This window comes from Sorangium aterium (assembly GCF_028368935.1).
In the GTDB taxonomy this organism is placed as follows: domain Bacteria; phylum Myxococcota_A; class Polyangia; order Polyangiales; family Polyangiaceae; genus Sorangium; species Sorangium atrum.
Map to the genome: position 1 here is coordinate 253395 of NZ_JAQNDK010000006.1, position 26021 is coordinate 279415.

Genomic DNA, 26021 nt, shown 5'->3' on the forward strand with positions numbered 1-26021 from the left:
GCACTGGCACTGCAGCCGCAGGCACCCGGTTTGACGTTGCGCTGATGGTAGACAAGCTCACATCAACCTTGGCGACGCAGGAGACCCAAGTCTCCTCGAAGGTGAGCCGACTTGTCCCCTGGGCCGCTACCGAAAACGTCCCACCTAGTGTAGGGGGGACTCACGAATCCCTGCAGCTGCACATCTTGCCAGAACGTCAGATTGGGCCTGTACTTTGCGACTACACGGACTCGAGAGTCTTGCGAGATGACAAAGCCGAGAGCCTCGCGGTGCGCATTGCAATACCGGAACATTGACCGATGCCTCGTTCCGAAGGAGACTCGCCGCATGGGACTGCTGACCTTCACCATCAACGTCACGCTGGACGGCTGCGTCGACCACCAGGAGGGGATCGCCGACGACGAGACGCACGCCTTCTTCACCCGCCTCATGGACGAGAGCGGCGCGATGCTGTGGGGCCGCGTCACCTACGAGATGATGGAGAGCTACTGGCCGGCGGTCGCCCGCGGCGACGAGGAGGCGCCTCCGGCGATGCGCGAGTGGGCGGTCAAGCTGGAGACCAAGCCGAAGTACGTGGTGTCGTCCACGCGCAAGGACTTCCCGTGGACCAACAGCCACCCCATCGCCGGCGATCTGCGCATGGGCGTGCAGAAGCTCAAGGACGCGACCCCGGCCGGCGTGCTCCTCGGCAGCGGCAAGCTCGCGACCGAGCTGGATCGGCTGGATCTCATCGACGAGTACAAGTTCCTCGTCCACCCCAAGCTCGCCGGCCACGGCCCGACCCTGTACCAGAGCGGGCTGCCCGCCACGCGGCGGCTCGAGCTGGTCTCGGCCAAGCCGCTCCGCTGCGGCGCGGTGGCGATGCACTACCGGCGCGCGCGCTGACGCAGAGGAGCCCCATCGCGCCCAGCTCGCGGGCCAGCGCGTCGTCGGGAGCCTTCTCGCCGCGCAGCACCGCGGCGATGTTCGGGGTGATCGCGCCGCGGATGGCGCGGCCGGCGAGCGCGGCGTACAGGATCGGCGGGTCGCCGGCGAATGGCGAACTAGCCGCGCGGCGCGCGGCGCACCTCGGCGGGCACCACGAAGGCCGGCTCGGGACAGAGCGCGAGGGCGCGCAGCTGGGCGGTGAGCCACTCGTCCTGCCGCACCGCCGGGTTGCCCAGGCCGACGTGACGTACTCGCAGAAGCGGTAGAACGCCTCCTCGAGGCACAGCACGAAAATCGCTGCTGTTTCCAGCGACCACTCGTCATCGACCGGTGTCTCTGGCGGGATTTCTGACACGCGGAACTAGAAGCGGACGTGCAGCGCCGTCATCCCGCGGAGCTTGGTGTTGGGCCCCCATGTCGGCTCCGGGGTCGCGAGCTCGAGCCGCGGCAGCCGGCGCAGCAGCACCGAGAAGGCGATCTCGAGCTCGGTGATGGCAAACAAAGACCCGAGGCACGCATGCGTGCCCCGGGCGAACACCAGGTGCGGGTTGTGCTTCCGCGTGATGTCCAGCCGGTCCGGCTCCGGAAACACCTCGGGGTCGCGGTTGACGGCGCTCAGCACGACGGACAGCCGATCCCCCTTGCGGATCAGCTTGCCCCCGAGCTCGAGATCCGTGAGCGCCCAGCGCTCCACGCCCCGCTGTACAGGCGACGCGTAGCGAAGCAGCTCCTCGACGGCGCTCTGCATCAGCTCCGGGTGGGCTCGAAGCAGCGTCAGCTGATCGGGATGCGAGAGCAAGGTGTACACGCCAGCCGAGATCATCCGGGCCGTCGTTTCGAAGCCGGCGTAGAAGAGCAAGCTGAGGTTCGACAAGAGCTCCGGAAACGCGAGCCGATCGCCGTGGTCCTCGGCGGAGAGCAGCGCGCTGATCAGATCGGCGCCCGGGCGCACCTGCCGCTCGGCGATCCATCGGCTCAGGTACTCTCGCGCGGCGCCATCGGCGGCTTCGCCCTGCTGTCGCACCGCCGGCGGTTGAGCCTGATCGAACTGCAGATGAATTCCGGGCATCCACGCGCGAAGTAGCTCTCGCTCCGATGCCGGCAAGCCCATCAGCTCACAGAGCACGTTCGTCGGCAGGGGATACGCGTAGTCGGCCATGATGTCCATGTGCCCGTCCCCCTCGACGCGATCCACGAGCTCATGCGCGACCTGCTCGATCCTCGACCGGAGGCGCTGGATCGCCTCGCGCGTGAGCACCTTGCCGACGAGGGAACGCACCCGGTCATGCTCGGGTGGATCCAGCTCTATCATGTTCTGGGCCCACGGGCATGATCCGGAGGTGTGGCGCGGGGGGAAGGCCATGAGCTTTTCACGTTGTGTGGTCAAGCGCCTGTCGGCCAGGACGAGCTTCGCGTAGGAATATTTCGTGATCCACCATTCCCCTACCGAAGCGACGAAATGGACCGGCGCTTCCGCCCGGAGGCGTGCATAGAGCGGGTAGGGGTCCGCCACGAAGGCAGGATCCAGCGCTTCGAAGCTGTCGACTGACCATTCCTTGTGCGTGACCGCGGATGTCATCTTCTTCCTCCGGCCTGGAAACGGACGTGCAGCGCCGCCATCCCGCGGAGCTTGGTGTTGGGCTCCCATGTCGGCGCCGGGGTCGCGAGCTCGAGCCGCGGCAGCCGGCGCAGCAGCACCGAGAAGGCGATCTCGAGCTCGGTGATGGCGAGGAAGGAGCCCAGGCACGCGTGCGTGCCCCGGGCGAACACCAGGTGCGGGTTGTGCTTCCGCGTGATGTCCAGCCGATCGGGCTCCGCAAACACCTCGGGGTCGCGGTTGGCGGCGCCCAGCACGATGGATAGCCGATCCCCCTTGTGGATCAGCTTGCCCCCGAGCTCGAGATCCGTGAGCGCCCACCGCTCCATCCCTCGCTGCCCGGGCGACGTGTAGCGCAGCAGCTCCTCGACGGCCGTCTGCGTCAGCTCCGGGTGGCCTCGAAGCAGCGTCAGCTGATCGGGATGCGAGAGCAAGGTGTACACGCCAGCCGAGATCATCCGGGCCGTCGTCTCGAAGCCGGCGTAGAGGAAGAACGTGAGGTTCGACAAGAGCTCCGGGAGCGCGAGCCGATCGCCGTGGTCGTCGGCAGAGAGCAGCGCGCTGATCAGATCGGCGCCCGGGCGCACCTGCCGCTCGGAGATCACCCTGCTCAGGTACTCTCGCGCGGCGTCATAGGCCTCTTCACCCTGCTGCCGCACCTCCGGCGGTTGAGCCTGGTCGAACTTCAGATGAATCCGGGTCGTCCACGCGCGAAATTGCTCTCGCTCCGATGCCGGCAAGCCCATCAGCTCGCAGAGCACGAACGTCGGCAAGGGATACGCGTAGTCGGCCACGACGTCCATCCGCCCGTCCCCCTCGACGAGGTCCACGAGCTCGTGCGCGATCTCCTCGATCCTCGACCGGAGGCGCTGGACCACCTCGCGCGTGAACGCCTTGCCGACGAGGGCGCGCACCCGGTCATGCTCCGGCGGATCCAGCTCCATCATGTTCGGGGTCCATGGGCAGGATCCGGAGCCGCGGCGCGGGACGACGGCCATGACCTTTTCACGTTGTGTCGTCAAGCGCCTGTCGGCCAGGGCGAGCTTCGCGTAGGAATACTTCGTGATCCACCATTCCCCTACCGAGGCGACGAAATGGACCGGCGCTTCCGCCCGGAGGCGCGCGTAGAACGGGTAGGGGTCCGCCACGAAGGCGGGATCCAGCGCGTCGAAGCTGTCCACTGAGCATTCCTTGTGCGTGACCGCGGATGTCATCGTCTTGCTCCTGATTCCTCCTGATCCACCGGCGACCGAGCTCCGGAGCCGGTGCGTGCCGGTGGACACGCGCGTTCACCTCGCGAGGAAGTCGTCGAGCGCGCGGTGAAACCGGATGGGCCCGAGCTCGAAGCGGCCGAACGTGACGACCTGGTTCGCGCCGGAGCGCAGCCCGCTCTGGATCGACGTCACCCTCCTGAAGTCTTCGTCCAGTGTCGTCTCGAAGCTCTCTCTGTCTGCTCTTGTATGGCGCACCTCGCGCTCCGTCTGCGGGACGCGGGCGGCGCTCGCCCACGTGCGCCAGAGCGTCCGATCCAGGCTGCTCGGAAACACCGTCTGGAGAATGGTCGGCCCTTCTCGTAGCATGAGGACGGTATTGGGAAATATCAGATAGACGACATTCGCGACGGAGAGGAGATCCCAGCTCGCTGGATCGCGGTCCAGGCACGCGTTGATCCTGTTTCTGGGGACGATCATGCGCTGGTGGGGATAGAAGTCGTCATGCAAGGCGATATTGTCGTGCAACCAGGGTGCGATCGTCTGCGCGTGCGTCTTCCGGAAGTGATAGACCTCGAATGCCACTTCCATGAGGAGCTTCCAGTTCGCGTTGGGCGAGAAGGTGAGCTGATATGCCGGCTGGAGGCGCGAGAGGTTCCAGCCGGCGAGCTCTTGCGCGAGGGGACCCAGAAAAGCGTCCAGATCCGGCCCAGGATCGGTCCACACCATGCCGAACTTCACCCGCACAGGGAACGGGGTGAGCGCGGTGCGTTCGCAATGCCCCTCGGCAAAGCCGTAGGCGTGCGGGACGTGCAGCAGCTTGCCATCGAGCCCATAGGTCCATCCGTGGAAAGGGCACGTGAAGGAGCTCCGGGCGACGCCCGTCGGGCCGTCGAGGAGCCGGGCACCTCGGTGGCGACAGACGTTCAAGAACCCCCTGATCTGGCCCTCCTTGTCGACGCAAAGCAGGATCGGCGCGCCCAGCCCGTCGTGGGTGACGTAATCGCCCGGCCTTTGCAGGAGCGCCGCGCTCGTCAGGACGATGGGGTAGCGCTGGAACAGCTGCCCTCGCTCCCTCTCGAGCCGCGTCGGTGACGTGTAGATGTCCACCGGCCTCTGCTCCGGCTCCGCGTCCATGTCCGTGGTCCGCCGCTGGATCAGATCGAGCGTGCGCCGTATCAGCGTCACCTGCTCCGCATGCTTCATACAGGCTGGAGAGCGGGCTCAGGCGCTGGTACCAGGGGTTCCAGGATCTCCCGCTGCGTGTCGATCAGGCAGGCAGGGACGGGTCTCGGTCCTCGGGGCTCCATTCCCGGAACCTTGAGCAAACTCTCGGCTAAGCAAGCTCCGAGAGCTCGACCTGGCGCACCGCCGGCGCCGCCGTCATGGAGGGCTCCTCCCTGCGGCGCGGGCTCATCAGGGCGTCGAGCTGCTCGATGAAGCAGCTGTTCTCCGCCGGCAGGCCGACGGTCACGCGGAAGTATTCATCGTATCGCTCGTCGCCGAACGGCTCGAAGGCCTTCACCTTCACGCCTCGGGCGAGCAGCGCGTCGTGGATCTTCGCCCCGGACCACGCCCCGCGCGCGCGGCACAGGATGAAGTTGGTCTGTGACGGATAGGCCTCCAGAGCGCGATGAGCTCCGATGGCTGCCATCAGCCTGGCTCGCTCCCTCGCTGTCTGATGCCGGACGAATCCGAGGTGTCCGCTGTCCTGGAGCGACGCCATCGCGAGCTCCGCGGCCAGCTGCCCGACGCGGTGCGGCGTCATCTTGGCCTCCATCTGCGCCACCACCTTCGCGTTCCCCATGGCGTACCCCACGCGCACCGACGCGAGCCCGTAGGCGAAGGAGAAGCTGCGCAGCACCATCAGGTTGGGATGGCGCAGCACCAGGTCCGCCATCCGGGTGTTCGGGCTCTCCTCGAGATAGTGCACGTAGGCTTCGTCGATGAAGAAGAGGGATTTCGGGAACCGGGTGAGCAGCGGACCGAGCTCCTGCCTCGTGATGAGGACGTTGCCCGTGGGGTTGTTGGGGTTGCAGAGGTAAACCAGGCCGTCCTGCCGCGAGAGGCGCGACTCGAGCATGTTCATGTCGAGCGCGAAGCCGTTCTCCGGGCAGAGCGGGAGCAGCTCGCATCGCAGCCCCACGCGGACACCGGAGGCAGGCACCTTGGAGTAGGTGAGCCGCGTGGTGATGATGGGATACGCCGTGCGCTTCAGCAAGAAGCGCAGCGTTCGCATCGCCGAACGCTTGATCTCGCGCTCGATCAGGAACGGGATGCAGGTCTTGAGCAGCGGGCCGCTCCCGTTGGCGACCAGCACGTTCTCCGGCCTGACGCCCGCGTCCGCGGCGAGCGCGCGCCGGAGATCTCCGTTGTCTCCGGCCGGGTAGCTCCGCAGCGAGATGTTGCCGGCGTGGCGCCGCAGGACGTCCGCGCACCGCTCGGAACAGTACGTGCCGTGGTTCAGCGCCATGTCGATGGGCGGCGCGCCGGACCGGCGAACCGGGGCGATGGGTGCGTTGCTCGCTGTCGTTCGAGGCTGCATGGAGCGCTCCTCCCGTGGTGTTCAACCAGCATCAACCAGGCTATTCGTCCCCAGGATTCAGGAGGCCACCTCCGCTGACCAGTTGCAAGAAGGAAGAGCGAGAGGCGCGGCCCAAGAACTTGTGTGCGGAGGCGTGCGACCAGGGTGAGGATGGGCCGCGGTGCGAGCTCGGCTTACGGAGCGGTCGTTGTCCCCCCCGCAGGCGCTCGTGGGGCACCCTGCTTGCGCCTTCGTCGTCCCGTGTGGAGCCCGCGCGCCTCCACGGCGCTCGGCTGGTCTCCTCGACAGGACGGGGCGGCGGTCGGATACGCTACCTTTTCGCGGTGGGCGGGGGCGGCACGGCGGGGTATCCCGATGGCGTGAATTCGACAGCATGCCGGTGGATAGCCCGCCTAGGCGAGCCCTGCCGCCGCGCGGGCGCTCACGGACTGATCGCTGTCCCGACTGTCGCGTTCCCGACTGTCCCCGTCGTCGCCTTGACGCCCGGGGTTTGTCGCACGGCCTTCCAGTGGCAATAGCACAGGTACGGCGGGTTGATGCGACACTCGAACCTGTCGATGCAGTACGGAGAGAGCCCCCAGCAGTCTGACGACAGCGTTCCACCCTCGCACGTGCAGCTTCCGTCTTCGCTGCACCACCAGCTGAGCGAACCAGTGCCCCCACCGTTGTTCACGAGCGCCTCTGTCACGGCCGTCGTCTCCTCCGGAGTGGTCGCTTCTTCGGGGGCTACGACGCAGCCGGCCAGGAGGCCGGAGGCAAGAGACAAGACGGCGAGCGCGGCGCGAAGGGTATTCTTCATGTGAGCAGCTCCTTGTGAGGGTTCGCTGTTCCCTCAGAGCAAGGCAGGTGCCCACGCATCAAACCCCCCGATTCTTCGGGCTATTCCTCGGAGGGGTGCGTGGCATGTTGAGCGGAACCTCGCTCACTTGCGCGCGTAGTTGAGCGGAACCTCGCTCACTTGCGCGTGGTTAAGCGGAACCTCGCTCACTTGCGCGCATAGCCGCGCATCGCGAGCGGCATCCTGAGGATGCCGCCCGCGCCCTCGCCGGCGCTCCGCCGGTCCCGGGCTGCGGTCGCGAGCTCGGGCACCGGATGAACGAGAGCGTCGCGCAACGAAGCGGACCATCGCGCCCATCGGGTCGTGGCCTTGCGCGACCGCTCAGCTCGCGCGGAGCGGCGGCGCCTGCAGCGGAGCGCTCTCTCGCTCGAGCGCGAGCGCGGCGCGCAGGACCAGCGCTTCCTCGAAGTGGCGCCCCACGATCTGCAGCCCGAGCGGCAGGCCGGCGCTGGTGAGTCCCATCGGCACGCTGATCGCCGGCTGGCGCGTCAGGCTGAAGGGCGCGGCGAAGGAGGGGGGGAGCGCGCCGCCGTCGATCAGGGGCGCGGCCCCGGCCGACGTCGGCGTCACCAGCAGATCGAAGCGGCGGTGGAACGCGGCCATGGTCAGCGCCAGCTCCGCGCGCTGCCGCTCCGCCTCTAGGTACGCCACCGCGCTCAGCGCCTCTCCCTGGGCTGCCGCGCTCTGGACCGCCGGATCGAGCAGCGCGCGCTGCTCCGGTCCGAGCTCCCGCACCGTGTGCGCGGCGCGCGCCGCGAACAGCGTCCGCAGCACGCCCCCCGGGTCCGCGAACGGCGGCGCCACCTCGTCCACCTCGGCGCCAAGCCGTTGCAGGAGCGCGACCGCCGCGTCGAAGCGGGCCCGCGTCTCGCCCGGCAGATCGACGTACCCGAGCGTGGCGCTCACGCCGACCCGCACGCGGCGCAGGAACCTTGCATTGAGCGCGTCAGACGCGTCGAGCGTGTTGGACGCGTCGGGGGCGTCGGAGGCGTCGACCGCGACGACCGCGCCCAGGTACAGCGCGTCCTCGCGCGGCGGCGGGGCCCGGAACGGATCGCGGTCGTCAGGACCGGAGAGGACCGAGAGGAGCAGCGCCGCGTCGCCGACGGTGCGCGCGATCGGCCCCACGTGCGGGGGCACCCCCACCACGCTCGCCGGGTGCGCGGGCACGCGACCGAAGGTCGGCTTGCACCCCACCACCCCGGAGAACGCGCTCGGCACGCGGATCGAGCCGCCGCCGTCCGTTCCGACGGCGAGCGGACCGAAGCCGGCCGCCACCGCCGTGACGGCGCCGGCGCTGCTGCCGCCCGGCGTGCGCCGCGGGTCCCACGCGTTGCGCGTGATCCCGGTCAGCGGGCTGTCGCCGAGGCCCTTCAGGCCGAACTCGGAGGTCGTCGTCTTCCCGAAGAGCACCGCCCCGTGCTCCCGCAGGCGGGCGACGGCGGGCGCGTCCTCCGTCCAGGGACCGGCCGCATCCACGGTGCGCGAGCCCCGCCGGGTCGGCCAGCCGCGCGTGAGCAGGAGGTCCTTCACCGAGACAGGCACCCCGTCCAGGCGCCCCACCGGCTCGCCTCGAGCCCAGCGCGCCTCGGACGCCCGCGCGGCCTCCAGGGCCCGCTCCTCGTCGAGGAGCGCGAACGCGTTGAGCGGCGCTCCGTGGCGCTCCACATGGGCGAGGACGGCGCGGAGCGCCTCGACGGGGGAGGCGCTGCGGGAGCGATAGAGCGCGAGGAGCTCGACGGCGGTGGCTTGCACGAGCGAGGCGGGCAGCATGTGTCCACTATAACGGATGAACTGTCCTTCGCAACGGATATGCGCGTTCGCCTCGGTGTTCCCGCCATGGTCCTTGTCGTGTAGATCTGTCGTGCATCACAGCCGACTGCGACGCCGGGCACAGGATGGCGTCTCCGGCGAGAGGGCGCGGCTGTCGCATTCGTAGCTCGGTGGACGGCCGGCGCCGTGCCCGGCTTGCGCCAGACCGGTCTTTGGCCGCCCCCGTCCAGACCCGGCGTGCACCTTTCGTCATGCACCGGGATCTCCATCCATGTTCGTGGCGAAGCAGGGTTCGCGCATCCACCCCAGCTTGTGCCGTTGCAGCGCGGCTGAGGCCGAATGCATGGCAGAGCTCGCGATGCTCATCGAGGCCTTCGGGACCGAGCGGGACCACGCGCTTGCCTCGCGTTTCGAGTTCCGCCACACGCCGAAGCACACGAGCTCGCCGAGCGCCGCCGAGATATGGGTCGACGCGGATGCGACGAGGTGGTACGCGTACGGACTTCAGGAGTGCAACATGGCGCCATCACGCACGCGAAAAGTGAGTCTCTGCGGCAAGGAGCTTCATGGCCTGCAGCACATCTGCGCGTTCTTCGATTCGCGCAAGGAAATGTACGACGTCCTCAATCCGTACTTCCAGGAAGGAATCGATATCGGCGACGAGGTGGTGACCATCCTCGAGTCGAGCGTACATGACGACCATGTAAATCGGATGCAAAAGGGCGGCGTGCCGGTGCAGGACGCGATTCAGCGTGGCCAGCTCAAGGTCGTGCCTTCCGAGCAGACGTACCTCCAGGACAACGTGTTCGTCGCGGACCGCATGCTCTCGACGCTCGAGGGCGTGCTCCAGGGCGCAGCCGAAGGCGAGTTCAAGTCCGTTCGCACCTGCGGCGACATGGAATGGGCGCTGAAGAGCCTGCCGGGCACCGAGGACCTGATGGTCTACGAAGCAAAGGTGAACACGCTGGCGCCCAAGCACGACTGCACGCTCCTTTGCTGCTACGACGTCAATCGCTTCAGCGGCCGGGTGATCGCCGATGTGCTCGCCACGCACTCGCACGTGATCATCGGCGGCCACGTGCACGAAAATCCGTACTACCTCGACCCGGTGACGTTCCTGAAGAAGCTCGCGCTGCGGCGAGCGCCGGCGCCTCTCGCGAACGCGGGCTGACCCTCACGCCTTCGGCCGCGACATGGCCGCCAGAATGCGCGGGGCGCTCGCCCGTCAAGGCGGCATGTCCGACGTGCGACGGCCGTGCGTGACCTCATCCCCTACGGGCTCATCCACGCCACGATGAAGCGCGGTGGATGACCGGCGCGCGGGAGGGCTATCCTCTCGCGCCCGATGGCCCGCGAAGCACCGCCCCAAGATGGGGCCGACGACGACGCCGCGCTGCTCCGTCGCATCCGGAGCCACCCGCTCTGCCGCTTCCTCGGCCCTCCGCAGACATATCTCCTCACGCGCTTCGTCCTGCTCCGCCTCCTCGGCTTCGTGTACTTCATCGCTTTCTTCTCGCTCGCCCGGCAGCTCGGCCCGCTGCTCGGCCCGCAAGGCCTCCTGCCCGCCGACCGCTTCCTCGATCGCCTCGTCGCCGTGACCGGCTCCGAGGGCGCGGCCTTTCGCCGGCTCCCCACGCTGTTCCTGTGGCTCGGCGCCTCCGAGGGCGTCCTCCAGGCCGCCGCGTGGCTCGGCGTGGCGCTGTCGCTCGCGGTGTGCGCCGGCGTCACCAACGCGGTCGTGCAGCTCGCGCTCTGGGCGCTCTACCTCTCGTTCGTGCACATCGGGCAGGTCTTCTACGGTTACGGCTGGGAGCACCAGCTCGCCGAGACCGGCTTTCTGGCCGTCTTCCTCTGCCCGGTTCGCGGATTCCGGCCCTTCCGGGCGCCGCCGCCGCCCGTGGTCGTGATCTGGCTCTTTCGCTGGCTCATCTTCCGGATCATGCTCGGCGCTGGCCTCATCAAGCTCCGCGGCGACCCGTGCTGGCGCGACCTGACCTGCCTTGTCTACCACTACGAGACGCAGCCGGTCCCGAACCCGCTGAGCTATTACCTCCACCAGCTCCCGGCGCCGGTGCACGCGGCCGGCGTGCTCTTCAATCACTTCGTGGAGCTCGTCGTCCCCTGGTTCGCGTTCGGCCCCCGGCGCGCTCGTCACGTCGCCGGCGTCTTCCTCGTGCTCTTCCAGGGGATCTTGATCGCGAGCGGCAACCTCTCCTTCCTCAACTGGCTCACCATCGTACCGGCGATCGCCTGCTTCGACGACGGCGCGCTCGGCCGGCTCTTCCCGTCGCGGCTCCGGGAGCGCGCCGCGGCGCTCGCGGCGCAGCTCTCCCCGTCGCGGGCGCACCGCGCCGCCGCCGTCGCGCTCGCGATCACCGTGCTCTGCCTGAGCGTGAACCCGGTCATGAACCTGCTCTCGCCGCGGCAGGCGATGAACGCGACGTTCGACAGCTTCGGCCTGGTGAACACCTACGGCGCGTTCGGCAGCGTCGGCCGGGAGCGTTACGAGGTGATCCTGGAGGGCACGAGCGACGAGGCGCTGGGCGAGGGGACGCGGTGGCTCGAGTACGACCTGCCGTGCAAGCCTGGCGACGTGCGCCGGCGCCCGTGCGTGATCTCGCCGTACCACTACCGCCTCGACTGGCAGATATGGTTCGCGGCGTTCGGGAGCTACGAGCGCGAGCCGTGGCTCGTTCATTTCATCTACAAGCTCCTCTCGGGCGACGCGGGCGCGCAGCGCCTCCTCGCCGGCAACCCGTTCCCCGGCGCGCCGCCCCGGTACATCCGCGCCGAGCGCTACCGTTACAGCTTCACCCGCATCGGCGACGGGAGCGGCGCGTGGTGGCGCCGCGTCCGCGTCGAGGAGTACCTGCCGCCGCTGTCGGTCGACGACCCGGCGCTGCTCCGCTTCCTCTCCGCGTACGGGTGGCTGCCGTCCTCCCGCGCGCGCTCTCCGGCGGGCGAGCCGGGCGGAGCCAGGGTCGCCCCGTGACGGGTCAGATCCTCCGGCGCCCTGGCGTCCTGGATGCGACGTGGGCGCGGGAGCGTGGTCATGGTCGGCGGGCTCATGGGCCGCTCGCCCCACGTGGTATACCGCCCTGCGTGGGACGCTTCGATCATCTCGCCACCACGCCCGCGCGCGGCGCGGCCGACGTCCTCAAGTGGAAGCTCGGCGCCCGCGAGAAGGCCGTCGCTGACGGGTTCGTCACGCCGCACCGCACGTACGACCGCTCGCTCGTCGAGAGCGGCCGCGCCTCGCTCACGTGGATCGGCCACGCGTCGTTCCTGCTCGTGCTGGGCGGCCTGCGCATCCTGATCGATCCCATCCTCGCGATGGGCCTCGGCACCGCGAAGCGGCTCGCCCCGGCGGGCATCCCGCTCGAGGACCTCACCGAGATCGATCTGGTGCTGATCACACACAACCACCGCGATCACCTGGACACGCCGACGCTCTCGCGCATCCTCGCGGCGCACGCCGTGCACCCGGGCAAGCTCGGCAAGAAGAGCTCGACGCTCCGGCCCCGCTTCGTGGTGCCGCAGGGCAACGGCGCGCTCCTCGCGAAGCTGGGCGCGGGCGCGATCGACGAGCTCGCGTGGTGGCAGTCTGTCCACGTCGGCCAGGTCGAGATCACGCTCGTGCCCGCGCGGCACTGGTCGATGCGCATGCCCTGGGACAGGAACGAGGCGCTCTGGGGCGGCTTCGTGATCCGCGGCCCCGAGGGCACCGCATACCACTCGGGCGACACCGGCTTCTTCGACGGCTTCGCCGAGATCGGCGAGCGCAACGGCGGATCCATCGACTGGGCCATGTTGCCCATCGGCGCCTACGCCCCGCGCTGGTTCATGGAGCCGCAGCACATGGGCCCGGAAGAGGCCGTGCAGGCGTCCAAGCTGCTCGGCGCGCGCACCTTCGTCGCGATGCACTGGGGCACGTACAAGCTCACCGACGAGCCGATCGGCGAGCCGCCGGTCCTCGCGCGCGAGGCCTTCCTGAAGGGCCGCGGCGACATGGAGCGCCTCTGGATCCTCGACGTCGGCGAGACCCGCAGGCTCTGAGATCACGCGTCCTCCGACGGCGGCGGCAGGCCCGGCAGGCCGTCGATGCTCGTCGTGTTCTTCTCCAGCCGATAGCGCGAGAGGCCCTCCGGCCCCTTGCGCTCCGCCCACTTCGACAGCGTCTCCCGCTCGCCCTCGTAGGCCATGCGCGGCACGGCGTAGCCGCACGACGTGGCGACGCGCTCGAGCTCGACGCGGATCACCGAGCGGACGCCCTGGAACGGCGGGAAGAGGTCCGCCAGCGCGCCGAAGCGCGGGTCGCCGGGGAAGACGGGCTCGCCGCGGCCCTGGAGGCGCAGGATGCGGGGCGGGCCGTCGAACGCGCAGAACATCAGCGTGATGCGGCCATTGTCGCGCAGGTGCGCGATGGTCTCGACGCCGCTGCCGGTCAGGTCGAGGTAGGCCACGGTCCGCGGGTCGAGCACGCGGAAGGTGTCGTGCCCCTTCGGCGACAGGTTGACGTGCCCGCCGCTGCCCGAGGGGGCGGAGGCCACGAAGAAGAGGCGCTGCTCGGCGAGGAAGCCGATGAGGTCGTCGTCCAGCTCGGAGAAGGTTCGTCCCATGGGTCCTCGTGGGCGGCGGGCACGCGCCGGGGCGCTGGAGGGCGCGGTTCTCTACGCGACGGCGCAGCGCCGCCGCGTGGTGCCGCGCCTCGCGGTGGTGTAGGGGCGGCGCGGCGGTGAGGGGAGGGGGAAAGCCGAGGGATCCAGCGCCTGCTGCGGCAGCTCCGTGCACAGGCAAATCTCGATCGGAGCCGAGCTCAGGCCTCGGCGATCTCCCCTGGCGACGCGCCAGAGGCGTCTTCCTGGCGGCGCGCGGATCCGGTAGTCCTCGCCCCGCCTCCGGGCCGCGCATGCCTCCATCGACCACCCCTCCCTCCGTCGCCCAGCGCCTCGCGCGCGCCCTAGCGGTGCTCGTGCCGGCGCTCGACATCGTCGAAGCGCGGGTCGACGAGGGCGCGCCGCCGGCCTGGTGCGAGGCGCGGGGCTGGACGGGCTTCCTCCTGTCGCTCTCCGACGCCGAGCTCGCCCGCTGCGAGGCCGAGGGGCTCGCCGCGTGCATCGACGGCCTCGAGCGCCCGCCCCCGAGCCTCGTGGCCCTGGCGCGCGCCGCGGACGAGGCGGCCAGGCTGCCGCGGCGGCCTGTCCAGCCGCTCCCGCCGGCGTCGCTGGACGAGCTGCGGGCGGTGCCCGCGCGCAAGCGGCTCCAGCTGGAGGCCCTGCTCGGCGCCGTGGCCCCCATGGCTGCCCGCGCCCGCCGCCTCGTCGACGTGGGCGCGGGGCACGGCCACTTCACCCGCCTGGCCGCCGCGCGCTTCGACCGCGATGCGGTCGGCCTGGAGCGCGAGCCCGACCGCGTGGCCACCGCCTCCGCGCTGGCCGCCGGGGGCCGGGCGCGCTTCGTGGCGTTCGACGCCTTCGAGCAGGCGCTGGCGTTCGGTCCGGACGACCTGGCGGTGGGCCTGCACGCCTGCGGCGAGCTCGGGGACCGCACGGCGACGGCGGCGGCCGAGGCGCCCTGCGACCTGGCGCTCGTCTCGTGCTGCCTGCAGAAGATCGGCGCGCCGGCCCGCGCCCCGCTCTCGGCCGCGGCCAGGGCGGCGGGGCTCGTCCTGAAGCGCGAGGCGCTGGGGCTCACCAACCTGACGGCGCGCCCCGCGGGGGTCGAGGCCAGCCTCGACGAGGAGCTCCTGGCGCGCGAGCGGCGGCACGCGCTGCTCTCGCTGCTCCGCGGCCGCGGGCTCGACGTCGCCCTGGGCGAGGAGATGCGCGGGATCAACCGGCGGCGCGCGCACGGCGGGCTGCGCGAGCTCGCGGCCCGGGCGCTCGCCCTGCGGGGCCTCGGCCCGGCGACCGAGGCCGAGCTCCGCGAGCGCGAGGTCGCGGCGCGCGCGGCGTTCGGCCAGATGCGCCGGCTCACGCTGCCGCGCGCGCTCCTGGCCCGGCTCACGGAGGTCGCGGTCGCGCTGGATCGCGCGATGGCCCTCGGCGAGCGAGGGCACGAGGTCGAGGCGGCCCTCGTGTTCGAGACCGAGGTGACGCCGAGGAACGTCGCGATCTTCGCGAGCGCCCGGCCGGGAGGGCTCGGCGGCTGAAGCGGCCTCGCGGCTCACCCGTTGCGCGGGAGTGCCGTGGAGCCCCAAGCCCGCCCCCCCGGTCACCAACGTGGTCGTGAACGTGGTCGTGGTCGTGGTCGTGGTCGTCAACGGCTTGTCGTGAACGTGAACGTCCCCGGAAGTCGCCGGGGGCAGCGACACTCGTCGACCAAGGTACCGGCGGAACGTTCACGTCTACGATCGTGTCGTCGACGACCACGACCACGGCCACGGCCACGACCACGGCCACGACCACGACCACGACCACGTTCACGACCACGACCACGTTCACGGTGGTGACCGCTGGGCCAGCAGCCCTGCGGATCGGGTGCTTCCCTGGCAACAGTGCCGCGCGGCAGACCCTTGATTCCAAGCGTTTCATGGAATGGCACGCACGGTGCACATCACGGCGCCATGCAAAGACGTCAGTTCTTGGGAGGCGCCGCAGCAGCGGTGTCGGTAGCGCTTCTCGCAGGCAGGGCCCGGGCCGCCGGGCCCAGCGTGATCCGCGTCGGGGTGCCCGGTGTCGGCGTGGGCAATCGCCCCGTCACCGGAGGAAGCTTCTTCTCCCTCTTGCACCTCCAGGGGACCCTGGCCGAGGAGTTCAAGAAGGACGGCATCGAGGTGAAGTGGAACTTCTTCCGCGGCGCCGGCCCGGCCGTGAACGAGGCGGTCGCGAACAACCTGCTCGACATCTGGACTCACGGTCACCTGCCTTCCGTGGTCGGCCGGGCGAGCGGCCTCAAGACGCGGCTCCTGGCCAGCGCCAGCCGGCGCGGACACGCCTACCTGGTGGTGCCCGCCGATTCGCCGATCACCGGCGTCAAGGATCTGCGCGGCAAGAAGGTGGCCTTCCAGAAGGGCACGGCCTCGCAGCTGTCCGCGAACCGGATCCTCGAGGGCCACGGGCTGACCGAGAAGGATATCCGGTCCATCAGCATGGATGCCTCCACCGCGAAGGCGGCGATCGCCACGAAGGACATCGACGCGGTGTTCGGCGGCACGGACTACCTCTCGCTGCGCGACCAGGGGATCGGGAAGATCGTCTACACGACCAAGGGGGATTCCCCTACCTACCCGAGCAATTCAGGCATCATCGCGCGGGAGGACTTCATCAACGAGTACCCCGACGTCGTGCAGAAGATCATCACGCTCGCGGTGAAGTCGGCGGCGTGGGTCTCGGACGAGAAGAACCGCACGCAGGCCTTCCAGCTCTGGTCGAAGTCCGGCACGCCCTTCGCAAACTACAAGGAAGCGCAGCAGGGCGAGGACATGAAGCAGAACGCCAGCCCGCTGCTCGACGAGTACGCCATCGCCCGGTACAAGTCGGCGGTCGCCGACTCGAAGAAGTACGGCCTGATCAGGAGCACGTTCGAGGTCGAGCCCTGGACCGATCGGCGCTTCCTCAACCGGGCGCTGAAGGACACCGGGCTCGAGCGCTTCTGGGCGGAGTGGGACGCGAACGGCAAGCCGAAGGGCTGACGGCACGCGGGCGCGGGCCGCGACGCGCGGCCTGCGCCGCCAGCGCTGGCGACTCGCTCGAACCCAACTTGCTGCAAGGAATGACCTGATGGAGAAGAGGCGGATTGGCTCGCTCGACGTGTCGGTCGTGGGCCTGGGGTGCAACAACTTCGGCGGTCGAATCGACGAGCAAAGGACGGCGGCGGTCGTCGGCGCGGCGCTCGACGTCGGCATCAACTTCTTCGACACGGCGGACGTCTACGGCGGCACGAAGAGCGAGGAGCTGCTCGGCAAGGCACTCGGGAGCCGGCGGAGCTCGGTGATCATCGCGACCAAGTTCGGCGTCCCGCTCGACGACGAGCGCAGGGGCGGCGCGCGGCCGGCGTACATCCAGCGCGCCGTGGAGGACAGCTTGCGCCGGCTGGGCACCGACTGGATCGACCTGTACCAGCTGCACCGCCCCGATCCCGAGACGCCGATCGAGGACACGCTCGAGGCGCTCGACGCGCTGGTCCGCGCCGGCAAGGTGCGCGAGATCGGCAGCTCCAACTTCTCGGCCGCGCAGATCCGCGTCGCCGAGGAGGCCGCCCGCCCGGGGCAAGCGCGCTTCGTGAGCGTCCAGAACGAGTACAGCCTGCTCCAGCGCGAGCCCGAGCGCGAGGTGCTCTCGGACAGCAAGCGCCTGGGGATCGCCTTTCTGCCCTATTTCCCGCTGGCGAGCGGGCTGCTCTCCGGCAAGTACCGGCCCGACGCCCCGGCGCCCGTCGGCGCGCGGCTCTCGTCGCAGGACACGGCGCTCTCCGCGCGCTTCCTGACCGAGCGGAACCGGCAGACCGCCGCGGCGCTCGGCGCTTACGCGGCGTCCCGGGGCCACACGCTGCTGGAGCTGGCCTTCTCGTGGCTCGCCAGCCGGCCTGCGGTGGCCTCCGTGATCGCCGGCGCGACGTCGCCGGAGCAGGTGCGCGCGAACGCCGCCGCCGTGGGCTTCCGGCTGACCGGGGCCGATCTGGAAGAGATCGATCGACTGGCGCCGCTCCCGGCCCGCTGAGCGAAGAGGAATCCATGGCCGTTTCGACATCCACGTTGCGTGTTCAGGCTGCCGTCGAGCAGCTCCAGTCCGGCGGTATGGTGATCCTCGTCGACGACGAGGCGCGCGAGGACGAGGGAGATCTCGTCGTCCTGGCGGAGCACGCGACGCCGGCCACCATCAATTTCATGGCGACCCACGGCCGGGGGCTGATCTGCCTCGCCCTCACCGAGGACCAGGTGGACCGCCTCGGGCTGCCGCTCATGGCGACCCGGCCCGGCGCCCGCCGGTCGACGGCGTTCACGGTGAGCATCGAGGCGCGCGAGGGCGTCACGACCGGCATCAGCGCCCGCGACCGGGCGCGCACGGTCGCGGCCGCGATCGCGCGGGACGCGTCGCCGCGAGACGTCGTGTCGCCAGGGCACGTGTTCCCGCTGCGGGCGCGCCGGGACGGGGTGTTCGAGCGCGAGGGGCACACCGAGGGCGCCGTCGACCTGGCGCGGCTCGCCGGGGCGCTGCCGGCCGCCGTGATCTGCGAGATCCTGAATGACGACGGGACGATGGCGCGCCGCCGGGACCTCGCGCGCTTCGCGGCGCGACAGGGGCTGCCGCTCGTCTCCATCGATGACCTCATCCGCTGCCGGGTGCGGTCCGAGGACGTCGCCGCGCGCGTCCGGAGCGCCCCGTTCCGGCCTGCAGGAAGCCCGAGCGGCGAGTGGCGGGCGCACACGTACACGCTACGTCGCGAGAGGCAGCTGCTCCTCCTGACGCACGGCGCGCCGGCGCACGCCGGCGACCCCGCCCTCGTGTACACCCACCGCGCCGCGCTCGTCTCGGACCTCCTCGGCGACGCCCCTCTGTTCGACGCCCTGCGAGACATCGAGGCGGCCGGCGCCGGCGCGGTAGTCTATGTGCCCCCGCCGGCCGAGCCGATAGCCGCGGGAGCGGACGTCACGATCGGGCTCGAGCTCGCCGTGGCTGCGCGCGAGCTCGTGGCGCTCGGATATCGCCGGGTGACGCTCCTCGACTCGAGGGCACCCCGGCCCGACGGGCCCAAGAAGGAGATCGACCTCGAGACGGGCGAGCCCGTGGCGCAGGCGGCGGGCCACGGCGCGCCGCCGCCGCGGCGCGGGCGGGCAGGGGACGGCCTCTCGGGGTCTCCCGCCCTGCAGAGCTGACCCGGGCCGGTGCGATGCGCTCGGCGTGGCTTGCGGATCGCCGTGCGGGGCTGGCGCGATGCGCTCGCGCCGGCCCCCGGGTCGCTCAGCGGGGGGTCACGATCAGGGAGTAGTCGTTCACGGCCCCCAGATAGCCGTAGACCTTCAGGAAGTGGGGGCCGTCGAGCGCGGCGGGCAGGGTGATCGTCTCGCTGTTCGTCACGCCGGTGCTGGAGGCGACGATGGCCCCCGTCCAGGAGTAGAGGGCCACGTCGATGTCGCCCGCCGCGTGGTTGAATTCGACAGTGATCTGCCCGATTCCGTTCCAGCTCGACACTGCGTAGTAATCGACCTCGTTCGCGTCCACGCGGAAGCGGGCAGGGTGCTGGAGCGCGGGGTAGCCATAGCTGCCCGGCCAGAGGTGAGACGACTCCCCCCTCTCGGCGCCGGGCTCGGAGAGGCTCAGCCGGTAGTAGCCGGTGCTCGACGCGTAGCTCTTCACCCGCAGGTAGGCCCAGGACCCAGGCGGCAGGCTCGCCCGCACGAGCTCGACATTGCTGTAGCCGTTGCTGCTGCTGACCGGCCATCCGGCGGGATCAGCGAAGAGCGCGAGATCCACGTCCTCGGGGCCCACGATGTTCAGGTAGGACTCGACGATCCCGCCCGACGGCACCTGGAACGCGTACCAGACGGCCTCGTGCGGCTCGATGTAATCCTCGTCGATCTGGTGCGCGCTGCTGCCGTTGAACACGTGCGGCGTGCAGAAGTCGGGCGGCGCGAGCGTGTTGCAGGTCGCGTGGACCGGCAGGCCGTCGAGCGTACCGGCAGTCCACACGTAGCCGATGATCCCCTCGTCCTTGTACCCCTGCGCTATCGCGCTCGATTGCTCCGCGCTCGAGATCGTGTAGAGGTAATCGCCGGAGTTGAAGTAGTTGCCGCCGTTGCGGTGCAGCCGGTACAGCGGGGTCGTGCCTGGGAGCTGCGATGTCGCGATGTACCCCACGCGCTCGGCGCACATGCGCGCGGCCTCCTCGGTGCCAAGCTGGCAGTCGGGGGACGTCGTGAGGAGCGTTTTCGGCCCGATGCGCGCCCTGAGCAGCGCGCTCGTGCCGCTCATGCCCGGATCGCGCGCCAGGAAGAAATACCCCTCGGCCTCGGCCGTGACGCCCGCGGTCCGCGCCTCGTGGAGGTCCGTTGTGTACAGGTGGCGGCCCTGGCCCGCACGCGTGCCGAAGGCGCGGTGCACCCCGGTGAACGCGCTGCCGAACTGATTCCAGAGCACGAGCTTCGTCCCCTTCCACCTCGGCTCGCCGAAAGCCGGTGTCGAGAGATCCACGAGCCGATCGGCGTGGGGGGTCGCGAGCATGGACGCAGGGACCTCCGTGCCGTTTCGCGTCAGCTTCACGAACTCGACGTCGTTCGTCCCGTAGATGCCCTGCAAGGAGAGATCCGCGGAGAAGTCGAGCTGCAAGGCGGCGAGCTCCCACGCGGGCACGCCGCTCTCACCGATCTCGCCCGCCGACATCGGGAACACCGTGCTGGTCACCACGCCGCCCTGGGACGTGCGGGTCACCTGGAGCCGCAGGAGATCGCCACGGTACCGGCCGTAGGTTCCATGCGGGAGCTGCCAGCGCGTCGTCTGCGGCGCCTGGCCGGGACGGATGACGGTGAACGTCAGCCAGGTGCGCAGCAGATCGTCGTGCGCGCCGTCCTCGCCGCGCGTATCGCGGCAGAGGCGGACCTCGGTCGCGTGATCGGGCGTCGCCGCGAACAGGCACCCTTCGCCGGGCACGGCCGCGTTCGGCGCCGGCGTACCCGGGCCGCCGAGCTTCGCGGCGTACTCGGGCGAGATAGGCCCGCGCGTCGTCGAGGGCTGGACCTCCCAGGCATCGAGCGTGGGCGATCCGCGCATCGGGAGCGTCGTGCCGGCGTACGCCGCCGGGCTCGGGAGGCCCGTCAAGTGGAGGTAAAGGCGCTGCCCCGGCTCCCGGATTGCCGGATCCGGACCGAGCGGCGACGGCAGAAAGACCGCGTTCCCCGGGTCCGTGGGCAGGGGCGCGCTGCCCGCATCCCCAGCGAACGCCCACGGCTGATCGTTCGTGATGAGCCGGAAGCCCGCGCTGACGTGCTCGTTCTGCGCTGCCGTGCTGGCGGTCGTGGCCGCGCTGTCGGAGCGCAGGACGACCCCCTCGTTCAGCAGTTCGGTGCGCTCGACGGGATCCAGCGAGTCCAGCCAGACCCCCGCGAACACCGAGCTCTCACGCGCCCTCTCGATCGCGGCCGCGTACCAGGGCTCGCAGGCGACGTCCGCGACCTTCGGGTTGCCATTGTTGAGCTCGAGCGACTGGGCGTTGATCTCGATCCAGGGGTCGTACTCGGGACAAACGCGGAGCTTCGCCTGGACGTCGCCGGGCAGCCTCAAAGCGTCCTTTGCGAAGAACTCCCGCATCGGGAATGCGACGTGCGTCATCATGTCGCCCGACGCATAATCGAGCCAGTCCCAGTAATTGTCCCCCCAGTTCGCGTGGACGGTGACGAGGTAGCGCCCCCGCAGCTCCTCGAGCGTCGGCCAGCCGGCGTCCTTGACGCACTGCCGGATCGTCTTCCCCTGGCACCCTGGCCGGGAGAGCATCTCGCGCGGCGTGTACAGGCGGGTGCCGAGCCCCTCCCACAGCGTCGCGTCGAGGTCGGCGGCGGAGTGGCTCGCGTCGAACATGCGCCGCGCCTGGGTGAAGATGTTCATCTCCTTGAACTCGAGGTGGACGACCGTCGCCTCGTGGCTCGGCAGGGCGTAGTCGTACTTGCGGAGGATCTGGAGGCAATCGAAGAGGTGCGTGCATTGCGTGTTCTTGTGGCTGATGTCGTCGAGCAGCGGCGGCACCGTGAACGCGAAAAGCGGATCGAACGGTGGCGGCAGGCCCGCGAGCGGGGCGACCGCGCCCGCGAGCAACGGATCGAGGTGGTTGTAGGAGTGCCGGACCACGAACTGGCCGGCGAGGTCGTGATCTCGCGAGATGTCGAGTTCAATGCTGCGCACGTGCTCGTGCAGGAGCTGATCGAGGAGCGGCATGGCCGCCCCGCTGGCGCCGAACTCCTCGTTGATCCACCGTGCCGTGAAGTACGAGTTGTGGGTCCCCTTCCTCACGACCTCGTTGAATCGCGGAGACCCCGTGCCCAGCGCCTGCGCCGCCTCTCCGGCGACCTTCTCCTCGAGCGGTACGCGGTCTACCTCTCCGTCGTCCGGAGGCGCCGCGCACGCAGGTGCGCCTGCGAGCCCGCCCAGGGCGGCGAGGAGCAGGAGGGAGTGATGGGGGGGCGAGAGCGTCCGTTTCATGGTGGGTTCCTCGTTCGTTGGTGTCGATCGTCGCAGAGGTGGTTGGCGCTCCGCGCCTGGCCAAAGGCGCGGGCCGCGTCGTGCTCTTCTCGTCCACGCACCGGCACCTACGCAGATCGCGACCGGCGGTTTCGCGCTCAGGGCAGGGGGATGTCGATCGTGGGGGGGCGTCCACCCCACCGTGCACCTGCACGCCCGTACCCGGGATCGTGGGCCAGAATGCGCGGTCCGCGCGGGGGTCGCTCAGCGCCGCCGGGACGTTGAATCCGCCGGAGCGCCCGCCGGCTCCTCCGCCCTGAAGAGCTGAGGCGAGCGCGCCGCTGGGGCGCGAGCGGAGCTCCGTCGCTGCTGAGATGGTACTGGCAGCCCCGCCCGAGCGTTCGGTACGCTCTCAGCATGCGGCTCCTCGCGCTGCGACAAACGGCGGCGTGGCTCGAGCCATCGGTCGATCTCGCTTGGGAAGGAGAATGAACGGGCAGAAGCTCATCCCGGAGCTCGACGTGGCGGATCTCGGCGCCTCGCTCCGCTTCTACGTTGGCGTCATCGGCTGCACGCTGCGGTTCGAGAGGCCCGAGGAGAGATTTGCTTTCATCGACCTCGAGGGCGCGCAGCTGATGCTGCAGGAGGCGGCAGGGCCGGGCCGCAGGTTCCGCACCGCGCCGCTGGAGCATCCTTACGGGCGCGGCGTCAATTTTCAGATCGAGGTCGCCGACGTCACTTCGCTGTACGAGCGCGTGTGCGCAGGCGGCTTCCAGATCGTGATCCCCTTCGAGGATCGATGGTACCGTGAGGGCGATACGGAGCTCGGCAACCGCCAGTTCGTCGTCGCCGACCCTGACGGCTATCTCCTGCGGTTCTTCACCGACCTGGGCCAGCGCCCTCTGCGCTCTTGATCGCTCTCCGTGCTCGCTGGTCGCCAGTCCGATCGACCGAACTGGCTCCGCCTGTCAGAAGTCCAACCAGGGATCTGTAGCGCGAACGAAGAGATTTCGACGCAAAGACGCAAAGGCGCAAAATACAAATAATCTGCTCTTTTTTGCGTCTTTGCGCCTTCGCGTCTTTGCGTTGAAATCTCTCTCCGGATCCCTGGCTGGACCCCTGGCGGGCGAAACTAGGGATAGCTGACGGTGATCTCGGCGAGGAACGTCCTGCCGTTCTGCCGGCTCGTGGTCGAGAGGTAGCTCTCCGCGGCCGGATAGTCGTACCGCGTGTCCATCGCGTTGTAGATGCCGATCACATAGCGGCTGTGGAAGCGCTGGAGCTCCCCGGACACCGTGAGGTCCGCGACGATCGCGCCCGCGGTCTCGTCGGCCGAGCTGCGGGCGATGCGCCGGGGCGCCTCCAGGTTGACCCGGAGCCCGGCGGCGACGAGCCGCTCCACCACGGGCACGACGCCGCGAAACGACGCCAGGTGCTCCGGGGCGTTGATCAGCCGCTCTCCGCGCCTGAGCTCGCCGCGCTGGTAGCCGTACGTCGCCGCGAGCATCCAGCCTTGCCGCCACTCGCGGCGGAGCTCGACGTCACCCCCCGCCACGAACGCGTCTGGACGGCTGTTCACGTAGCGCACCACGCCGGGCACCCCGGGCCTGTCCTCGGCGGAGATGATCCGGGCTGACAGCTTGCTCGCGTGGACGGCGCCGAGCGCGGTCCAGTCGTCGCCGAGGCGCTGCGAGTACTCGATCTCGGCCGAAGCGATGGACTCCGGCTTGAGCACGAGGCCCCGGGCGGGGTCGACGGCGGGCACCTGCGTCTTGCCGTCGGTGTAGAACTGCTCGGAGATGCTCGGGGCGCGGAAGGCACGCCCGGCCATGATCTTCAGGACGCCTCCCGGCGCGGGCCGGAGGATGATCGCGGCGCGCGGCACGACGATCGGCGCGAACGTGCTGTAGACGTCGAGGCGCGCGCCCCACGAGAGGCGGACCCACGGGGCGGGCGAGCTGTCGAGGATGAGGTAACCGGCGCCGAAGCGGTACGGCTCGGGCTTCGTGGTCACGCGGCCGTCCCCGAGAACGCTGCCCAGCGTCGCCTCGGGATGCGCCTGCACCTCGCCGCCGCCGGTGACCCTCAGCCAGGGGAGCGGCGTCCACGCCGCCCTGAGCTCGCCGCCCAGCCAGGTGCCGTGCTGCTGCTCGAAGATCGTCTCCTCCTCGAACGCGTAGACGCCGCGCCAGACGAAGCGGTTCACGTGGGCGCGCGCCATGAGCTGCAGGTCGGGCGCGAGCCGCGGCTCGAAGCGCAGCTCGGCCATCATGTGCGCGTCCTCGTAGCTCGTCCCGAGGTCGTTGAGCCGCGTGCCCACGTAGCCGGTCGGGACGAGCTGCTCGCGCGTGTGGTACATCCACTGCGCCGTGAACGGCCCGTACCAGGCGCGCCCGGACGTGCCGCCGGCCCGGAACGTCTCGGCGCGCTCGGCGATCTGCGCGCGCGGCCCCTCGCCGGGGTCCCGCAGCGACACCGGGACGTCGAACCCGTCGGAGCGCGCCCCGGTGACGCTCGCCCGCACGCCCGCGTCCTTGCGGGCGTTGTAGTGGAACCCGGCGCGCGCGTGGCCCACGCCGTCGTAGTAGGTGCCGGCCGCCACGTGCGCGGCCGTGGGCTCGTCGCGCCCGCGCGGGACGAGGTTGACGATGCCGGAGAGCGCGCCCGTGCCGTAGAGCAGCGAGCCAGGGCCGCGGACGACCTCGATGTGATCCACGTCGTGGAGGTCGTCGCGCGCGTCGGAGCCCACGAACGAGGCGTTCAGCACGTTGTCGTTCGTCGAGTGGCCGTCGGAGAGGACGAGCAGCCGGTTGCCGTAGTCGAGCGGCTCGCCGAGCCCGCGGATCCCGGCCGAGTAGACCACGTGATCGTTCGAGAGGTAGACGCCGCGCGTGCCGCGCAGCGCCTCGGCGATGGTCGGGTACCCGAAGGCGCGCAGCTCCTGCTGGTCGATGACGCTGATGGATGCGGGCGCGTCCTCCAGGCGCTCGAGGACGCGTGAGGCCGACGACACCTCCCGGAGCGGCGCCAGCGTGACGTCGCGCAGCTCCGCCTGCTGGCCGGCCGCCACCTCGATCGTCCGCTCGACGGGCGTGAAGCCCCGCAGGCTGACGCGGACGCGGCGCCGGCCCACGGGGACGCCCTGGATCACCGACGGCGTGAAGCCCATGGGGCGGCCGTCGATCTCGACGAGGGCGGCGGGCTCGTCGGCGCGCACGAGGATCGAGCCGGTGAGCGGGCTGAGCGTCGCCGTGATCGGCACCGTCTCGTGCGCGGCGAGCGTCAGCGGCTGCGGCGCCGCCTCGAAGCCCGGGCGCGAGAAATGGAGCACGTGGCGGCCCGGCGGCAGATCGAGATCGCACGGGGCGGTGCAGGCGGGCGGCGCGCCCTCGTGGTCGACGTGCACCGTGGCCTCGCTCGCGCCGCGCACGTCCACCCGCACGGTGCCGACGATGCGGCGGAGCACGATGAGGACCTCCTTGCTCTGCCCGAGCTTCACCGGGACGTCGTCCACGGCCACGGGCTCGTAGCCCGCGAGCTCGACGAGGATCCGGTAGCGCCCCTCGGACATGGCGAGCCGGCGCGGCGCCGTGCCGCGCGCGCCGAGGTCCTTGCGATCGACGTAGATCCTGGCGCCCGGCGGCGACGTGACGATCTGGAGCACGGCCACGCGCGGCGCGATCCGCTGGAGCGCGGCCTGGAGCTCGGCGACGACCTCCGGATCGGTCTCGCCCTCGAGCGCGTCGTCGTAGTACCGGTGCGCGTCGGCGAAGCGGCCCAGCTCCTCGTAGGTGAGCGCGATGTTGAAGACCACGTTGCGGTTCGGCACGAGCCGGTTCGACGCGAGGAAGTGCTCGAGGGCGGCCTGGAACCGCCCCTGCTTGTAGAGATCGCGGCCCAGGTCGAAGTGGAGGTCGGCCTCGTCGGCCTGGCCCTCGCCGTCGGCGCGGGCGGCGGGGGCCTGGAGCAGGGCGCCCGCGAGGAGGGGCACCGCGGCGAGCCTCCACCGGCGAGCGCGCGT

General features: G+C 70.3%; 20 protein-coding genes. 10 read left to right on the plus strand and 10 right to left on the minus strand.

Translation table 11 applies throughout. The annotated features are described in order from the left end of the window. The first annotated feature begins 327 nt into the window (after nucleotides 1-327). Together POL72_RS45010 and POL72_RS45015 are read left to right on the plus strand one after the other, a co-directional pair. Nucleotides 328-885 (plus strand): dihydrofolate reductase family protein, encoded by a 558-nt coding sequence (locus POL72_RS45010; RefSeq protein WP_272103080.1) that lies wholly within the window; start codon nucleotides 328-330, stop codon nucleotides 883-885. A 77-nt stretch (nucleotides 886-962) separates the two neighbouring features. Next, on the plus strand, nucleotides 963-1193 hold the full coding sequence (locus POL72_RS45015) for a hypothetical protein (protein ID WP_272103081.1): 231 nt from the start codon (nucleotides 963-965) through the stop codon (nucleotides 1191-1193). Between the two features lie 95 nt (nucleotides 1194-1288). Here POL72_RS45015 and POL72_RS45020 read toward each other — a convergent pair whose 3' ends face one another. The 7 genes from POL72_RS45020 to POL72_RS45050 form a co-directional block, all read right to left on the minus strand. Next, nucleotides 1289-2506 (minus strand): cytochrome P450, encoded by a 1218-nt coding sequence (locus POL72_RS45020; protein ID WP_272103082.1) that lies wholly within the window; start codon nucleotides 2504-2506, stop codon nucleotides 1289-1291. Next, nucleotides 2503-3705, minus strand: coding sequence for a cytochrome P450 (locus tag POL72_RS45025; protein WP_272103083.1), 1203 nt, complete (start codon nucleotides 3703-3705; stop codon nucleotides 2503-2505). The genes POL72_RS45020 and POL72_RS45025 overlap by 4 nt, the downstream gene beginning before the upstream one ends. 108 nt (nucleotides 3706-3813) lie before the next feature. Continuing rightward, nucleotides 3814-4941: an aromatic ring-hydroxylating oxygenase subunit alpha gene (locus POL72_RS45030; protein ID WP_272103084.1), complete on the minus strand. Its 1128-nt coding sequence runs from the start codon at nucleotides 4939-4941 to the stop codon at nucleotides 3814-3816. A 130-nt stretch (nucleotides 4942-5071) separates the two neighbouring features. Beyond that, on the minus strand, nucleotides 5072-6280 hold the full coding sequence (locus POL72_RS45035; RefSeq protein WP_272103085.1) for a pyridoxal phosphate-dependent aminotransferase: 1209 nt from the start codon (nucleotides 6278-6280) through the stop codon (nucleotides 5072-5074). A 421-nt stretch (nucleotides 6281-6701) separates the two neighbouring features. Then, complete coding sequence (locus POL72_RS45040; RefSeq protein WP_272103086.1) at nucleotides 6702-7079, minus strand: hypothetical protein; 378 nt, start codon at nucleotides 7077-7079, stop codon at nucleotides 6702-6704. Nucleotides 7080-7264: 185 nt separating this feature from the next. After that, complete coding sequence (locus POL72_RS45045; RefSeq protein ID WP_272103087.1) at nucleotides 7265-7393, minus strand: hypothetical protein; 129 nt, start codon at nucleotides 7391-7393, stop codon at nucleotides 7265-7267. A gap of 46 nt (nucleotides 7394-7439) precedes the next feature. Beyond that, on the minus strand, nucleotides 7440-8891 hold the full coding sequence (locus POL72_RS45050; protein WP_272103088.1) for an amidase: 1452 nt from the start codon (nucleotides 8889-8891) through the stop codon (nucleotides 7440-7442). Between the two features lie 343 nt (nucleotides 8892-9234). Here POL72_RS45050 and POL72_RS45055 point away from each other — a divergent pair, with 343 nt between their 5' ends. The 3 genes from POL72_RS45055 (at nucleotide 9235) to POL72_RS45065 (ending at nucleotide 12947) form a co-directional block, all read left to right on the plus strand. Then, nucleotides 9235-10062 carry an MEDS domain-containing protein gene (locus tag POL72_RS45055; protein ID WP_272103089.1) on the plus strand — a complete coding sequence of 276 codons (828 nt, stop codon included), beginning with the start codon at nucleotides 9235-9237 and terminating at the stop codon, nucleotides 10060-10062. Between the two features lie 174 nt (nucleotides 10063-10236). Further along, nucleotides 10237-11883, plus strand: a complete 1647-nt coding sequence (locus tag POL72_RS45060) for a lipase maturation factor family protein (RefSeq protein WP_272103090.1) — start codon at nucleotides 10237-10239, stop codon at nucleotides 11881-11883. Between the two features lie 110 nt (nucleotides 11884-11993). Further along, complete coding sequence (locus POL72_RS45065; protein WP_272103091.1) at nucleotides 11994-12947, plus strand: MBL fold metallo-hydrolase; 954 nt, start codon at nucleotides 11994-11996, stop codon at nucleotides 12945-12947. Between the two features lie 2 nt (nucleotides 12948-12949). Here POL72_RS45065 and POL72_RS45070 read toward each other — a convergent pair whose 3' ends face one another. Further along, on the minus strand, nucleotides 12950-13510 hold the full coding sequence (locus tag POL72_RS45070) for a pyridoxamine 5'-phosphate oxidase family protein (RefSeq protein WP_272103092.1): 561 nt from the start codon (nucleotides 13508-13510) through the stop codon (nucleotides 12950-12952). Nucleotides 13511-13800: 290 nt separating this feature from the next. Between POL72_RS45070 and POL72_RS45075 the strand changes: the two genes are divergently transcribed. The 4 genes from POL72_RS45075 (at nucleotide 13801) to ribB (ending at nucleotide 18708) form a co-directional block, all read left to right on the plus strand. Next, nucleotides 13801-15042: a methyltransferase gene (locus POL72_RS45075; RefSeq protein WP_272103093.1), complete on the plus strand. Its 1242-nt coding sequence runs from the start codon at nucleotides 13801-13803 to the stop codon at nucleotides 15040-15042. A 453-nt stretch (nucleotides 15043-15495) separates the two neighbouring features. Continuing rightward, nucleotides 15496-16524: an ABC transporter substrate-binding protein gene (locus POL72_RS45080; protein ID WP_272103094.1), complete on the plus strand. Its 1029-nt coding sequence runs from the start codon at nucleotides 15496-15498 to the stop codon at nucleotides 16522-16524. A gap of 88 nt (nucleotides 16525-16612) precedes the next feature. Beyond that, on the plus strand, nucleotides 16613-17551 hold the full coding sequence (locus POL72_RS45085) for an aldo/keto reductase (RefSeq protein ID WP_272103095.1): 939 nt from the start codon (nucleotides 16613-16615) through the stop codon (nucleotides 17549-17551). 14 nt (nucleotides 17552-17565) lie between these two features. Further along, nucleotides 17566-18708, plus strand: coding sequence for a 3,4-dihydroxy-2-butanone-4-phosphate synthase (gene ribB / locus POL72_RS45090; protein WP_272103096.1), 1143 nt, complete (start codon nucleotides 17566-17568; stop codon nucleotides 18706-18708). 85 nt (nucleotides 18709-18793) lie between these two features. Here the strand turns inward: ribB and POL72_RS45095 are convergent, their stop codons facing one another. After that, a complete protein-coding gene (locus tag POL72_RS45095; protein ID WP_272103097.1) occupies nucleotides 18794-22021 on the minus strand; it encodes a Ca2+-dependent phosphoinositide-specific phospholipase C in 3228 nt (1075 codons plus the stop codon). Between the two features lie 467 nt (nucleotides 22022-22488). On the opposite strand from POL72_RS45095, the gene POL72_RS45100 reads away from it, so the two are divergent. Further along, complete coding sequence (locus POL72_RS45100) at nucleotides 22489-22914, plus strand: bleomycin resistance protein (RefSeq protein ID WP_272103098.1); 426 nt, start codon at nucleotides 22489-22491, stop codon at nucleotides 22912-22914. Between the two features lie 218 nt (nucleotides 22915-23132). On the opposite strand, the gene POL72_RS45105 is transcribed toward POL72_RS45100, so the two are convergent. Beyond that, nucleotides 23133-25991, minus strand: a complete 2859-nt coding sequence (locus tag POL72_RS45105) for a TonB-dependent receptor domain-containing protein (RefSeq protein WP_272103099.1) — start codon at nucleotides 25989-25991, stop codon at nucleotides 23133-23135. Between the last annotated feature and the right edge of the window lie 30 nt (nucleotides 25992-26021).